Origin of the sequence: Cyclobacterium xiamenense (genome assembly GCF_042140265.1) — a bacterium.
In the GTDB taxonomy this organism is placed as follows: domain Bacteria; phylum Bacteroidota; class Bacteroidia; order Cytophagales; family Cyclobacteriaceae; genus Cyclobacterium; species Cyclobacterium xiamenense_A.
Genome location: NZ_CP159481.1, coordinates 3485934 through 3500940 on the forward strand (window position 1 = coordinate 3485934; position 15007 = coordinate 3500940).

A 15007-nucleotide genomic window follows, 5' to 3' on the forward strand; every position below is an offset into this window, starting at 1 on the left:
TTAACGAAACCCTATGAAAGCATCCGATTTATTTGTCAAAGCCCTTGAGAAAGAAGGCGTGGAATATATTTTTGGCGTACCGGGGGAGGAAAACCTGGACCTGCTGGAATCATTGAGTAAGTCTTCCATTCGCCTGATCCTCACCCGGCACGAACAAGGAGCCGGGTTTATGGCGGCCACCTATGGCAGGCTGACCGGTAAGCCGGGTGTTTGCCTGGCCACCCTCGGTCCCGGAGCAACCAACCTGGTAACTCCGGCCGCCTATGCCCAACTCGGTGCCATGCCCATGCTAATGATCACCGGACAAAAACCCATCAAAAAGAGCAAACAGGCCCGTTTTCAGATCATCGACGTAGTGGATATGATGCGTCCCATCACCAAATACACCAAACAGATTGTCAACGGCAGTGTGATTGCCTCGAATATTCGGGAAGCCTTCCGTCTGGCAACCGAAGAGAGGCCCGGTGCCGTACACCTGGAATTACCCGAAGACATTGCTCAGGAAGAAACGGAAGACACCGTATTCGAGGTAGTCGGACACATCATTCCCAAGCCGGACGATGCCGCCATAGATGCAGCGGTAGACCTGATCAAACAAGCCAAAATGCCGCTCTTGCTGATCGGAGCGGGAGCCAACCGGAAAGTAACCTGTGATGCGCTTGCCGCCTTTGTAAACGAGAGCGGGTTGTATTTCTTTACCACACAGATGGGCAAAGGAGTCATTGACGAACGTCATCCCCAATACCTGGGCACTGCGGCACTCTCCAGCAACGATTTCCTGCACGCCGCATTGGACGAATCGGATCTTATCATCAATGTAGGTCACGACGTGATCGAAAAACCACCCTTCTTCATGCAAAAGGGCGGTAAAAAAGTGATACACATTAACTTCGCCCCTGCGGAAGTGGATCCGGTGTATTTCCCCCAACTCAATGTGGTGGGCGATATCACGACTGCCGTACAGAAGCTTACGGAAAAAATTACCAAAACCAGCAATTGGGACTTTTCCTTTTACCAGAAAGTAAAGGCAGAAATAGCCGGCCATTTGAGCAAATATTTTGAAGACGAGCGATTTCCTACCCTTCCCCAGCGACTGGTAAATCTTTTGCGAAAAAAACTTGGCGAATCGGATGTCATCACCCTGGACAATGGGGTATATAAAATCTGGTTTGCCCGTAACTATACCTGCTACCAGCCAAAGACCCTTTTGCTGGACAATGCGCTGGCCTCTATGGGGGCAGGTCTTCCCTCGGCTATGACCGTGAACCTGCTACACCCGGATAAGAAAGTTGTGGCAGTATGCGGAGACGGCGGGTTTATGATGAATTCACAGGAACTGGAGACTGCTGTCCGCCTGGGACTCAACCTATTGGTAATTATCTTAAATGATCAGTCCTACGGGATGATCAAATGGAAGCAGGAAGACATGGGATTCAAAGATTTTGGGCTGGATTTCAAAAATCCGGATTTTGTTCAGTATGCGCAAAGCTACGGTGCCCATGGATACCGCCCGGAAAGCGATGAGGAACTACAACAGGTACTGGATAAAACCCTGCACAGCCCCGGGGTGCACCTGATCGATCTGCAGGTGGATTATTCCCTAAATCACCCCATTCTAAATGTATTAATTAAAGAAAAAACTGCGAAACTATGAGTGACCAACTAGCCGTATATTCCCCGTATGACCGAAAACTGATCGATACCCTGCCGTTAATCGACGAAAAAGAACTTGAAAATGTGCTTCAAACGGCCCATAACCTATTTCTTGATCGAAAATCCTGGATTCCAGCCCATCGACGCATCGCAATCCTTGAGAAAACCCGAGAGCTTATGGAAAGCCGGGTAGAGGAATTGACCCGTACAGCAGCTCAGGAGGGCGGGAAACCCTATCGGGATTCCAAAGTGGAAGTGATTCGGGCGATCAACGGGGTAAAAATCGCTGCGGAAGAGATCTCCCAAATGAAGGGGGTGCAAGTACCCATGGGAATTACCGAATCTTCGGTAAATCGACTCGCATTCACCATGCGCGAACCCATCGGCGTGGTGGCTTCCCTTTCGGCCTTTAATCATCCGCTAAACTTGATTGTGCACCAGACCGTTACCGCATTTGCCGCCGGATGCCCCGTGATCGTCAAACCGGCAAGCAATACCCCGTTTAGCTGCCTGGCCCTGGTGGATATTTTAAAAGAAGCAGGCGTTCCGGAGGGTTGGGTGCAGCCCATTCTATGCTCCAATGAACTTGCCGAAAAACTGGCCACCGATAAGCGTATCAATTACCTGTCTTTTATTGGTTCTGCGAAAATTGGCTGGTACCTGAAATCCAAACTGGCCCCTGGAACCCGATGTGCCCTGGAGCACGGAGGAGCGGCTCCGGTGATCGTGGCCTCCGATGCAGATCTGGAAGACCTGTTACCCCTATTGGTAAAAGGTGGGTTTTACCATGCAGGACAGGTCTGTGTTTCCGTACAGAAAGTATTTGTAGCGGCCGAACTTGCCGAGAAACTGGCGGAAGACATGGCCAAAGCGGCCAAACAACTGAAGGTCGGGGACCCCTTGGATGAGGATACGGAAGTAGGCCCATTGATCCTTACCGGGGAGGTAGACCGCGTGGAAGCCTGGGTACAGGAAGCCGTAGACGGAGGAGCCCGACTGCTCTGTGGTGGCAAACGCATGGGAAATACCTGCTTCGAACCCACCGTCTTGTACAATCCTCCGGCTGATGCCCGCGTTTCCCGGGAGGAAATTTTCGGCCCGGTCGTTTGCGTCTATAGCTATACGGATCGGGAAGCAGCCATTGAGCAAGCCAATAGCCTGGACTACCATTTCCAGGCCGCTGTATTCACCAAAAATATCGACCTGGCACTAGACACCGTACAAAAGCTCAACGCGACCGCGGTGATGGTCAACGACCATACGGCTTTTCGGGTGGACTGGATGCCGTTCGGAGGAAGAGACGCTTCCGGAGAGGGTTTGGGAGGCATCCCCTATTCCATGCACGAAATGAGCCGGGAAAAACTGATGGTTTTCCGAAGCAAACTATTGCCATAAATTTTTAATAAAACCAGGTATAAAAAAGCCTCTCGTCCTTGGGCGAGGGGCTTTTTTTTCAGCTAAGGAAGTAGGCGATTGATGATAGAGATCCTGGTTCTAGATGATCATTCATCAATAGGAATACAGCTTTAACCCATTCGCTCATGTAGTGCCTGTATCCGAATACGGTGCACACGCTGTAGGATAATTGGATAAGCGTTACCGAAGATATTGAGTACCGTAGTACCAATGAATACCCCAGTATACCCGGCTATCCATAATCGGAGGGCGATCAATAACAGCACCAAGAAAGCAGCCAAATGCCCGAATTCGGACTGCCTGGTTTGATAATCCAAATTGGCGATGCCCGCCTTGCTGCCATCAAAATACTTCTTTCGCTGCTTGTCTTTCCCCCAATAAGCAAGGAGTAGCAACTGACGAAAATAATCCACCCCCAACCAATGATAAAGGCGCAGGAGTGCCGCGGGATGTCGGATGCGGTAATACGCTTCCGGTAGCATGCGGCTCGTCGGGAAAACAAAGCCGGGAAAAGCGAATACTCCGGTAACAAATACCACCAATACCATGGAAACGAGCACCGATACAAGCGCAGAAAAGTTTTGGTCTCCCATTCTAAGTAAGCCATTGACTTGCTCGTACGTACGAAAAGCAAGGAATAGGGCCAGCAAACTAAATCCGATTTTTTTGAACATTTCCTATCTGTATTGGCACGAAAGAAACAACTTTTTTAGAAATTAGCTGCAATAATCCCCATATTTAACAAAAAGAATCTCCCCCCTTCCTGGCAGGATGCATCCATCAAATCGGGAAAAAGGGCGCCCCCGAATTCTGTCTCCGGAAGGGAAGCAGCGATACGGATCCATCCTCCAAAATCAGAACCAGCCCTGCTGTTTCCGCATACCTCTTTCACGCACCCATGATTCAGTAGGGGTGAAAAGCCGCGGCTAAACCTTTACGATCATTTTTCCGGTATTTTTGCCTTCAAACAGGTCGAGAAATGCTTGCGGAATCTGATCAAAGCCCTCGACAATGGTTTCCGTGGCGGTCAACTTTCCCTCGCCAAGCCAGGTTGCGAGTTGTTTGCTAGCCGAGGCAAATTGCTTAGAAAAATCGCTGATGATAAAGCCTTGCATGGTAGCTCGCCTGGTCAGGATTATGGGCTGCAGGCGAGGGCCGGTAGGGACCTCTGTCTCATTATACAGGGAAATTGCTCCGCAGACCGCTATGCGGGCAAAGGTATTGAGCTGCGTCATAACGGCATCCGAAATTTCCCCACCCACATTATCAAAATAGCAATCCACTCCATCCGGGCAGGCCGCTCGGATCGCCTGCTTCAAATGAAGACTTTTCTTGTAGTTAATGGCCTCATCGAAAGAAAAACGATCTCTCAGCAGGTGTACTTTCTCGTCACTTCCGGTGATACCCACTACCCGGCAGCCTAGCAGTTTGCCTACCTGACCCACCACTGTTCCTACGGCTCCTCCTGCCCCGGAAACGATCAAGGTTTCCCCTTCAACTGGCTTTCCTATTTCTGTCAGCCCCAAATAAGCGGTTAACCCGGTCATGCCCAGTACCCCCAGGTAGCTGGACAATGAAGCCACGGAGGGATCTACCCGCTGCAGCCCTTTGCAAAAAAAATTCTGGTATTCCTTCCATGCCAACATACCCGAAACAAAATCACCCGTTTGGTAATCGGCATGCTTGCTTTCCACTACTTCGGCAATGATACCGGATTGGATGGGCTCGTTCAATTGAAAGGGCGGTACGTAGGAACGGGCATCGTTCATCCGGCCCCGCAGGTAGGGGTCCACGGATACGTATCGCGTTTTCAATACAAGCTCCCCTGCCCCAGCTGCTGGTATTGTTTCTGTAATTGTTTTAAAATCAGAAAGTTCCGGTTTTCCTTGCGGACGTTTGTTTAAAAGAATCGTCTTATTCATGTTTTTTACTATTGATTTATTGTAAGGTGTTTAAAAGCGGCGGATGTATCCCGCTGGTCGCCGGTACCGCTGGCTCTGTATGGAAAAGATGTAACAGCATCCGGTACCTTCAGCACCATTCCCCGATCACCTTCGGAAGAAAGCAGACAAGTTACAAAAAAGCCCCCGCGATGTACACGGATGAGACCTGACAAAGATCGTTCCGAAAGTCCATAGGGTGGTTCGATAGTAAGCATGTGGAAGAAAAGTGCTGCACGGACAGATTGGCAACCTTCCTTTAGTTAGGGGGAAACCGTTCCTTATTCGTTTCTTCGGGTAGTGTACGTATGGGTCCAGCTGTAATACTCCCGGTATTTACTCGTAAATGCAGGAAACATCCACTGGCTTTTTCCCAATTGGGAATCCGCGACGGAGAGCATGCCCGTTTCATCCATTCCATAGATGACCACCAGGTGCCAACCCACAAAGTGCTTCATGCAGGCAACAATCGGTTGGGCAGCTGCCAATTCCTGGCGGATTTCATCCAAGCGCAAGGGCCGATCCAGTACTTCCCCAAGATTCCCCACTAACGCAAGGGATTTATCCGGTTCAAAAAACCGGTTGTAACGACTACCCCATACGCTTTCGGCAAAAGCAAGCTGTTCTGGCACGGCCATTTGCCCGTAATAGCGTCCGATAGCGACGGATACAGCCGCCCAACATAATCGGGACTCGCGTTGCAACTCCATATCAAAGTCGAGCAGGATGGACACGGTGGTTACAAATAAATGGTAATCAATCGTTTTGCTTCCATTCGGTGCAACCCCTCTAAAAGCTCCTCTCCACCAGTCCATGCCGAATAAAGTTGCTTCACCTCCTCGTGTCGGTGAACGTTTTCCAGCACCCACTTTTCCAAATCAGACACGAGAAGTGATGGTCGATACCGTTTAAAAAAGACCCGGAGTTGATCCTCTTGCCGATCCACTGAGGCAATGGCAGGACAAATCCCTACCTTGGCGCTCATCAAATAACGTAACCGCTCGCTCTCCGAGAAAGAATACTTCTTTTCTCCAAATACCACTTTACCTACCCCATGACGGATGCAGGAAGCAATCAGCTCTTTGGCAGTAACCGGTAACTCGTTGCCAAATTGGGAATCCGTGTAAACCGATCGGTAACCGACCAAATCGGGCAGTAGGGCACACAAGACGCGGTAACATAGTTTCTGCAGGGCACGGTATTCCACGCCTTCACAAACGCTTCGTACGGTGTTTGATGAGGCCATTAACCCAATGCCCGCGGTACCGAGGGCAATTCCCGGAGGCTCTTCTGCCCGTTCAATCCGGCAAAAAGAGGGGCAATCCTCCCCTTCTAGGGCGTCAAGGGTTAAATCCATTTTCTGAACGCTACCTCGCAAGGTCTGCTCCAGCTTTTCGGAAATGGCTGCAACCGAACCTCCTCTGGCAGATAATGCACGCCCCAAAATGGCCTGGGCTACACGGGGTGCCAACGCCTCGGGAGTCTCATTGCTCAACCAATGCAGGCAGGTTCGAAGCCAGAAAAGAAAGGCTGCTTTATGGTTTCCCTCCTGTTCCTCCAGCTGTGCAAAACATAAATTAGCGTAGAGCAAATCGCTTTCTACCTTCAGGCTGGTATTAACGGCGAAAGCCCTGAGGTAGTAGGTGCGTGCCAGAGCGTAAGCTCCCGTTTTCTTGTACAGCCGCGCCAGGTTAATGGAATTGATGTAGCGAATGTGCCAGTCAACTGCTTTCTGGGCTGCCAGCGTTTGTTCTATTTCTTTTTCAAAAGCGAAGGCTTGTTCCAACGCACCGATCTTCAGTTTATTCAGCGCGGAAATGTTCAACAGGTACAGGTACACCCGTGGAAACCGTTCTTTGGAAAGGTACCTTCTTGCCTTTTCGAACAAGGGTTCGGCTTCTTGCGCCCGGTTGGTCATCACCAATCCCCAGGCCTTACTTTGGTACAGGGAGGCTTTGTAATCTTCCGGTAACCCCTCGTCGGGAGTGGCTTCAGCAGCAGCGGCGGAAAAGTGCATCAGGGCGATTCGGATATTTTGAATCTGAGAGATAACCCCAGCCAATTTTAACGCATCTCGAATCTCCTTACGAATGGCTTCCAGTATGCGCAGCGCGATAGCATACCCGCCTTCGGAAAAACGACGCGAGGCCTCCCATTGCAAAAAGCCAATGTCGCTGTCGCTACCAAGCCGCTGTAATTCAAACACCACTCGTAAATGGGCGGCACCATCGTTCGCACGCAATAGTTCCGCATATAAGGCCGGGTCGGACACCTTCTCAGGCCGGGCCGACGGTGGCACCAGCAGCTGTCCCCCGGCTAGCTGCAGGCAGGACGCCGGAATCCACTCCTGCAGCAGGTTTTGCAAGCTGGCGTCCAGTAGACCCGCGACCGCAAAGGACCGGTTGGAGGGAGGGCAATTGCCCGGCGGGTATGCAGGCACTACCTCCCAATCTCCCGGGATGACTGCCCTGTGAAAGGTCAGCAAGCCCAACTTGCAGGAAGTATCGGTCAATCCCTGGGAAAGTAATCGAATAAGCATCTCGTTTTCCGGCTCCCAGGAACGGCCCGGTGTCGGAGGTACAATCAGCACCCAGGCGATTTCTTTTCGTTGGATTTCGGCAATAATCCGTTTACTGCTTTCGTACGCAATGAGAAAGTTTTGATTCCCTGTACTTTCGTTATCGATCAGGCGATTGATCACACCGCCATACTCCTCCCCTTCCCTTTCCATGCCAATCATTGGCTGCACGTTGGCATAGGCATCGATACCCAACTGCAGGCACAATTCATGCAGGATCCAGTGCCCTTTCCAGGCGCCCATGGAAAGATCCGAAAAGAGGCAACTTTCGTTCAGGCGGTCGACCCCCAGCTGCTGCCCCAAGCGATCCCAGGTTTCAAAATGAAATCCCTTGAGTCGGGGCGGCTCATCGCTTCGGGTGAAGGTCGGCCGTGTGGGTTCAATTTCCTTTGCAAATTCCATTCAAATAAACCGTTGCATGATTCAATCCATCGATTTTCAAAAAGCGATCCACCAGGCGATCGTGGTACCCGCCGATATTAATAACTCCCAATTCAAGGGCGGTGGCCGCCAGATTGATGTTCTGTGCCACGTGACCCGCTTCAAAGAGCGCAAACCGGTAGCCTTTTTCCTTGTACTTAAAGGTAGACCGATTGAATGCTGCGGTGATAAACAGGATCAGGGACGTATCGAAAGCAAGGTGGGATTGAAAACTCACCAGTGTGTTTGCAATTTCTTCGTCAAAATTGCCCTCCCGTATACATTGAATGCCGTTTTCCACCGGAGAATAGTGATACAAACCAGCAGGTAAAGAAGTGACTCGTTGATTGGTGTAGAAATACAATTCCAAGGGGTACAGCGCACCTCCGGAGGGAACGGTTCGAAAGGGACGGGTGATGTACTCGTTATCGGAATTGTCCCTGGTGACGCCGTAACCACAGTATAAAATGGTGCGCAGCTGCTCCAGTGTAAGGGTGGTTGGCTGTATTTCCTTCGGCGTCACCCGATTCGTCACCGTCTCCATAAAGGAGCGCCTGATGGGTGCCAGGGTTTCGGGCAAGGGAAGGGTAGGAAACTGCTTGTACGGAAACACGTCGTACAGATTATCCATTTCCGCCACGACCTGATCGTTCGTCAAGGCACCGTCGTAATGCCCGGTTTTGGAATTTTCATGGAATATTTCCCAAGAAGGAGTGGCCGACTCGCTGCTAAGTTCGGCTTCTTTCCATAATGAATGTAACATAGGTGTTTGTCTTTTTTTTGGTACTAACCGATTAAGGAAAAGGATGAGGAAAGGGGTAATCGTTGCTGCCCGACGCCAATCCCTCAAAACCCAATTGCTGAGGAATTGTCCACAAGCGTTCGCCTCCCAAGGGGCGCTTGTGGTAGCCCATAAAAAGCGGATGGTAACCGGGAATAATCGCCCGAACCACCGTCATGCCCAAACTTCGGATATCCGATGAGGTGATGTCGGTCACCAGGACCTCGTATCCGGAATGCTTAATTAGCGAAACCAGCTTTTGCATCTCTGCCCTGGCAGTTTCCTGGGAATGGTCCACCAATTCCTCAAAATCCATTGCTTCTTCCGAAGCATACAGAAAAGCCGCATGTTCGCTAACGCTGGGATTTACCCAGAAATTCACGTGGTGTACCTGCCCCAGCACGTTGTCATACTCCGGATGGGCCTCCAACCGGGGCAACTCGTTTTTAATCTGATAGGCGTACCGTTCCGTATGAGCCAGCTCCTCCAGTGCCTTTCGAACCGCTTCTTCTGGTGAAAGGGCTACCGAAGCGGCCACTACCAGCGGTACAAAGTCGGTTTTCCTATGGGTAGCTACCGCCAATATGCCCGTAATCGTTGTTTCATTGGAAATGTCCATCAGGTGGATTTCGTAGCCTACCTCCTCGAAACGCTGAATCAAATCCTTGTTTTTTTCGCTCAGACTTTGTTTCCGGATTTTTCGCCGGGAGAGTTTGGCCTGCCAGGTGATCATAAAATTATCCCGTTCGATCACTTCACAGATACCGCCTACTACCGCCTCTTCAAAGGAACAATGGCAGGACAAGCCGGAGGAAATGGGCTGTACGATGGGCGTTTCGTCCCCGTTTTCATAGAAAAAATAAGGCACAAATACCATGGAAGCCGGAACCGACTCTTTCGCTCCGGTTGCCAGGTTGATTGCCGGTGCCCAACGTACCGGAGCGTCTTCGGTAAATTCGTCAAAATCAAATTCCGGGTGGTTGTATTGATCGGCACGGTACAGGGCAAATCTTTCCGGATGCACGCAGGCAAACGGCGCTTCCTTATAGGAACACAAGGGAAACTGCTGTTTGTCGTAGATGGCCGCACAGTAGCGTTCCACGCACTCACCCACGGTTTTGGCAAGGGCCAATTCCCGGGTCGTCGCAGCGCCTCCCCCGATAGCAAAATTGCGGTACTCGCCAAAAGCCTCTGTATTGGCTGCGGAACCATTGTAGCGGAAAAACCGCGGAGAATCCACTTCCATGGGGTGCTCGCTGACACCGGTAACGATGCCGACTTTCGGGTCCAATAGCTGAGGCAAGGTGTCCGTTAGCCGGCGAATGGGGTTCAGCAACTCATTCATCGTAGCCCACGGTTTGTTCAATTTCTTTCCAGGAATCCTCAGAGGTTAGTTGCCGATGAATATTGATCAGCGGCATTTCGGTCAGTGGGCTGCAAACAGCGCAACGTGGCGCTTTCACAAGCTTTCGCTTGCTCATCGAACCGGCCAGCAGATCAACTTCGCATAGCGTACCCAAATCCCACTGAATATTGGATTTGAATTTGATCAGATCAAAAGCGCCCACTTCCGCCAGTACCGTAACCATGGAATGATGGTAGGCCGCAATGGATTGCCCCTCAAAGGCAAATTTCTCCGTCAGTCGTTTTTCCGCGAAATCCGAACTGGCCGAGTTTTGCCGCAACTTCAGGCACTCCAGGCAAGGCCCTTCGTCTTTGATTACCAGCGGTCCGGCGTAGCCCACCATATTTTGCAACAGCAGTGGATAAAAGGGAATATCCTGCTTGACCGCAAGGGCATTCCAGGATTCCAGCAAATAAAAGCTTCCGAATTCGGAAGAAGCGATAAGGAAGCCGACTTCCTGACTGTGCTCCGTAAATTCGGTTTCTGTCATCAAACGTATGCGTTCGTCCTTCCAAAAATCATCCAGGATGTCCTGGCTGTCGTCAAAAAAAGAAACGTTTCGAAGCGAAGGATCGTCTACGACCCATACCGAATCCTTCCCGTCCAGAAAGAGGGAACGGAGCAGCTGCTTGTTTAGCTGGTTGATACCGATAAACGCCCAGGGCTTTTCGTTCAATGCTTCTGCGATGCGGGATTGCTGGGCGTTGAAATGCCAATAGAAGATATCCTGCGGGCTTTCCGTCCCGGAGATCGGATGGGGCGCCTCCGATTCCAGCGGCACGATGAATTTTTTGGCGATTAGGTGTTGGATAAAGCTGGTGATCAGGTTGCGCAGCGAACCGGTAAACAAGCCTGCCAGTTCATCCACCGTTAGCGGACGTTGCAGCAGGGCTTTTTGGATGACCTTTACAATCAGCAGTGCACTTTTGTCCGGGATGGCCATGGAGGATAGGCCCCGCTTCAGCACCACCCGGTCCTCCAATTCAATCACCTGAAAGGGAAGTGCCTTTAATTTATGTTCCATATTACGTGAATTAATAGATCGTACAAAAAGAAAGTGGGGAAATCTCCCCACTTTCAAGACAAAGAAGTCGGTCAGGCCGCTTTGATTACAGCCGCTGCCGTGCAACAGCAGGCGGGAGTACAGGTACAGCAGCAGCTGGCGCCCACGACCGGAGCCTTGGAGCTTCCAAAAAGGCTGTGATTGGAAAATGCCTCCTCGATGGACTGCAAGTCCCTTACACCCAATTTCTCCGTGCGGGGAGTGTGGTTTTTCCAGGCAAGGGCTACCAGGTCCCCCTCCAATAAATTTTTGGCTGCATCCGTTAAGATGCTTGCATCGTGACCTTCTGAATAACTCCGCAATGGGGGTATTGAAGTCGTCGTAACTCTCTAGTAATTTGCTCATTGTTTTAGGTTTAGTATGTAAAAATATTTCGTTATCAGGAAACCCAAGCGGGTTTCGCGCATAAAATAGGAAGTCACCCTGTGTAAGACTGGCGATTTGGTTTACCTGCAACGCAATGCCTCGGCGAGGCGGGGGCCAGATGCCGGAGGAACAGCTCCACCGGAGTCAGGCTTGGTCTTGCAATTAGTTGCTGGTTGGTTTAAAAATTCGCTGCTGCCGATTCCTTGCTGTCATCCATCGGCAGAACAGTGGTACCTACCCGGGCAAGAAACACGAAGATTTCTTACGGCTGTAGTTGGTATCGACCCTCTATTCCGGGTCGTTCCAGTTTTCGAACGATACAAACAATATACGGATTTATTCAGCATTACGTCTCTTTTTACCGAAAAAAAATCCTTTTGATATAATTATTCTATGTATTTATAACAAAACACAGAATTATACCGAGTAAAATGCGGATTCCTCGGTTTTTTCAGGATAAAAAGGGAGACCCGAGCAGCAGGCAACATTTTTTTGCCTCCAGCTAAAGCTGTAGGCTATTGATGGTCCTGATCCCGGGTTCTAAATGACCATTCCTAACTAGGAATGGGGCTTCAGCCCATTCCCGCAAATGCAATAGAAAAACCCAGGCTTTAGCCAAAATGGATGAATTAATGAAAATTCGATTGGGAAGGCTTGTGGATAAATAATTTGGCTAAAGCCCAAATGCTTTGACATGCCCTTTTTGCCTACAGCTGAAGCAGTAGGTAAGTGGTATATGGCTGGGATTTTGAAAGGTTGTAAATATAGGTTTTTGTTGAATATGCCTGATTAACCGGGTTTTTTGATTGCCTTTATTTCTTCGATTTTCACCGTATCGGGAAACCAGGAAATCCAGCTGCCCCAACCTGATTAACGGCCCGTAACCAGGCCTCCGGCTGCAAGAAAATGAAGCAATGCAGCCAACAGCCATTCCCAATCGGTATCCAGATACAGGAACAATATGGTGCATGTAGGGCAAAAAAAAAGCGACGAAATCATTGGGGATTTCATCGCTTTTTGATCTAAAGGGCCAGCGCTGCCAGTCCCAATTGTTTTTTAAACGGTTTGATAAGGGTACCGATTTTCTTGTTGTACTTCCCTAAAAGCTGTTGGCCCAATAAACCCATAAGGAATTTCTGCCGTGTTTTTTTTAGGTTTAAAAACTGGCTTTTCTTGGAGTCATCCCCTACCGCGCTGTTCAAAACGTTAAAGATATCATCGGTGAAGCTTTTGTTATTGTCTTTCAATTTTGAAGTTTGGTCAGCGTTCAGACCAAGCCCTTCGACATTATTCAATGCCCCTAAAAGCTGGGTCGGTAAATCGATACCTGGAACCTTAGGAATTTGTGCCTGCGCATCTACCGTGTACAATGCGCCTACAAGCAAAGCGAAAATGGCAAGTAATGTTTTCATAAGCGTTTTATTAAGACTACCCCTAAAGATAAAAAATCCCGGGAAATTATTTTTGCTTTTTTTTTAATCGCTGAATATCAAAACTTCCTTGGGGCATCCACCTAGCTAAATGCCTACCCCCCTCTTATATAATTCGGACCATTTCTCCCAAGATACCTCACCTGGCACCAGTACCCCACCTAAAAATACCGACTGCTAAACGAAAATAGCCAACTACCGATTGCCCGCAGTACCGAAATCAGCGAGGTCAGCAAAGCGAAGCAGCAGCTTGATTTGCAAGACGCCTACTTGGTGGACCCAACGGACCGATTGGCCACGTAGGGGCCTACTTGCGTTTTCGTATATAAGTTGACTTTTATGTACCTTATTCATCTTGCAGGGATAAAAAATTTGAAATCTTAAAAAAACCGTTATGCTCGTTAAGTTTTACTATTCTTACAAGCGTATTTGAATAATCATTTTCTCCACAGCCCCCTTTAATCGTTAACTTATACCAATCTCCCCCGTTAAAAAACCCAAGATATTCTATGTTTTTTAATTTCAATGAAGTCCAACCGCAATTTCCATTTTGAAATGCGTGGCCGAAAGAGGCATGGTTTAAATCAAATTTTGACTTCCATTTTGATTGGAATTCAGCTTCTTCTATACTTCCAGGGTAACCCCAATAATAGTCAGTAGCGTCCAGTATAAACGCGTAGCAGTCGGAGGTAAATATGTCTTGATTTCCGCTAAATACACTTTTTTTGAACCATTCCACTTCTTGACTATGATCTTTCTCTCTCCATGTAAGGTTATTTTGAATGAAAAGCCAGTCGTTCTCATTGCACGATCCGGATGTATGTACCGAATCACTACCTTCTGAACCGCTCCAAAACCTCGCCAATTCGCGAAAAAAACTTCTTAGGCCTGGTTTTAGGCTCTAGGTTGATCAAACTCATTCTAATTGGTTGATTACTCAGACTATCCCTTATGTTGGTAGACATGGAAACCACTACTTCACGAAAGCATTGACTCTTGGAAAGTGTCTGATTCACCCTATTTGAGGAAGTACTCAGGGTTTCAATCCGTTCATTTACAGGGTGCGCGTATACAACAAAACTACTGAAAAACATCAGGATACTTAAACTATTCTGGAGGATACTATTCATACTTTGACTTTTGAAAACTACCAGATTCCAGCTAAAAAAAGACTTTTTAGCAGACGCATTTCGTTGGATAGTAAGCGAACGCCCACCCCCATCTATTTTTTCTGGCAGGGGTTCGAGACCTTTGCCTGCATGAAAGATTTACAAACTATTTCCCCCAGGGATTATTATCATTCCCTTTATGAAGAGTGGAAGGCCAGTGGTATTTCCGTCGGTCTGTTCTGCAAGCAATCCTCAGTCAAGTACGCCACTTTCCGGTACTGGTCCAAGAAGTTTGGGCAGGAAAAGAATGTGGACACAGGTTTTACCGAGTTGCGTGTTAGCGATCCCGAACCTGAGCCTGTTGCGGTATTGAACTTTCCCAACGGGACCAGGCTTTCCTTTCAGCGCCTTCCGGATACCGCCTGGCTCAGAGCGCTGATATCGTAAGCATGCTTTCCCTTTCCTCTTCGGTACGCTATTTTCTATACCACAAGCCTGCCGACATGCGCTGCGGAATTTACTCCCTTGCCGGCCTTGTCCAAAACAATCTGGGACTTGATCCCCTTTCGGGTGACGTGTTTATTTTTATAGGCAAACGCGGCAACCAAATGCGTTTGCTCCAGTGGGACGGAGACGGCTACGCCATGTACATCAAGCGTCTGGAGTCGGGTACGTTCGAGCGTCCTAAAAACAGCAAAACACTGGTTTCCGCCAGGGAGCTGACCCTGGTTTTGCAGGGCGTGAAGCTTGCTTCCGTACAACTCAGAAAGCGGTACGAAAGGAATATTTTCACTTAAAAAAAAGTGAAAAATATTGTAAAAAAGTGGCCTTTAAATGATTTAAAGT

Annotated in this window: 14 protein-coding genes; 4 read left to right on the plus strand and 10 right to left on the minus strand. The window is 49.1% G+C overall.

All coding sequences use genetic code 11. The features are described 5' to 3' along the window. The first annotated feature begins 13 nt into the window (after positions 1-13). A complete protein-coding gene (locus ABWH99_RS14295) occupies positions 14-1654 on the plus strand; it encodes an acetolactate synthase large subunit (protein WP_375582526.1) in 1641 nt (546 codons plus the stop codon). Beyond that, entirely contained in the window at positions 1651-3048 is a 1398-nt protein-coding gene (locus tag ABWH99_RS14300) for an aldehyde dehydrogenase family protein (protein ID WP_375582527.1), read from the plus strand. The genes ABWH99_RS14295 and ABWH99_RS14300 overlap by 4 nt, the downstream gene beginning before the upstream one ends. A 131-nt stretch (positions 3049-3179) precedes the next feature. On the opposite strand, the gene ABWH99_RS14305 is transcribed toward ABWH99_RS14300, so the two are convergent. The 10 genes from ABWH99_RS14305 to ABWH99_RS14350 form a co-directional block, all read right to left on the minus strand. After that, positions 3180-3743, minus strand: a complete 564-nt coding sequence (locus tag ABWH99_RS14305; protein WP_375582528.1) for a hypothetical protein — start codon at positions 3741-3743, stop codon at positions 3180-3182. 252 nt (positions 3744-3995) lie between these two features. After that, positions 3996-4991, minus strand: a complete 996-nt coding sequence (locus ABWH99_RS14310; RefSeq protein WP_375582529.1) for an NADP-dependent oxidoreductase — start codon at positions 4989-4991, stop codon at positions 3996-3998. A 299-nt stretch (positions 4992-5290) separates the two neighbouring features. Continuing rightward, a complete protein-coding gene (locus ABWH99_RS14315; RefSeq protein WP_375582530.1) occupies positions 5291-5824 on the minus strand; it encodes a papain-like cysteine protease family protein in 534 nt (177 codons plus the stop codon). Then, positions 5749-7989: a hypothetical protein gene (locus tag ABWH99_RS14320; RefSeq protein ID WP_375582531.1), complete on the minus strand. Its 2241-nt coding sequence runs from the start codon at positions 7987-7989 to the stop codon at positions 5749-5751. Before ABWH99_RS14320 ends, ABWH99_RS14315 begins: the two co-directional genes overlap by 76 nt. After that, positions 7967-8770, minus strand: coding sequence for a SagB family peptide dehydrogenase (locus ABWH99_RS14325; protein ID WP_375582532.1), 804 nt, complete (start codon positions 8768-8770; stop codon positions 7967-7969). Before ABWH99_RS14325 ends, ABWH99_RS14320 begins: the two co-directional genes overlap by 23 nt. A 31-nt stretch (positions 8771-8801) precedes the next feature. Then, positions 8802-10133, minus strand: coding sequence for a YcaO-like family protein (locus ABWH99_RS14330; RefSeq protein ID WP_375582533.1), 1332 nt, complete (start codon positions 10131-10133; stop codon positions 8802-8804). Continuing rightward, positions 10126-11217 carry a hypothetical protein gene (locus tag ABWH99_RS14335; RefSeq protein ID WP_375582534.1) on the minus strand — a complete coding sequence of 364 codons (1092 nt, stop codon included), beginning with the start codon at positions 11215-11217 and terminating at the stop codon, positions 10126-10128. Before ABWH99_RS14335 ends, ABWH99_RS14330 begins: the two co-directional genes overlap by 8 nt. A gap of 71 nt (positions 11218-11288) precedes the next feature. Beyond that, on the minus strand, positions 11289-11558 hold the full coding sequence (locus ABWH99_RS14340) for a hypothetical protein (RefSeq protein WP_375582535.1): 270 nt from the start codon (positions 11556-11558) through the stop codon (positions 11289-11291). A 1086-nt stretch (positions 11559-12644) separates the two neighbouring features. Next, the gene (locus tag ABWH99_RS14345) at positions 12645-13034 is read right to left on the minus strand and encodes a hypothetical protein (RefSeq protein WP_375582536.1); all 390 of its coding nucleotides are present in this window, start codon (positions 13032-13034) and stop codon (positions 12645-12647) included. Positions 13035-13398: 364 nt separating this feature from the next. Then, positions 13399-13791 carry a hypothetical protein gene (locus ABWH99_RS14350; RefSeq protein ID WP_375582537.1) on the minus strand — a complete coding sequence of 131 codons (393 nt, stop codon included), beginning with the start codon at positions 13789-13791 and terminating at the stop codon, positions 13399-13401. A 520-nt stretch (positions 13792-14311) separates the two neighbouring features. On the opposite strand from ABWH99_RS14350, the gene ABWH99_RS14355 reads away from it, so the two are divergent. Continuing rightward, the gene (locus ABWH99_RS14355; RefSeq protein ID WP_375582538.1) at positions 14312-14608 is read left to right on the plus strand and encodes a hypothetical protein; all 297 of its coding nucleotides are present in this window, start codon (positions 14312-14314) and stop codon (positions 14606-14608) included. A 2-nt stretch (positions 14609-14610) separates the two neighbouring features. Continuing rightward, entirely contained in the window at positions 14611-14958 is a 348-nt protein-coding gene (gene tnpB, locus ABWH99_RS14360) for an IS66 family insertion sequence element accessory protein TnpB (protein WP_375582539.1), read from the plus strand. Positions 14959-15007: the final 49 nt, after the last annotated feature.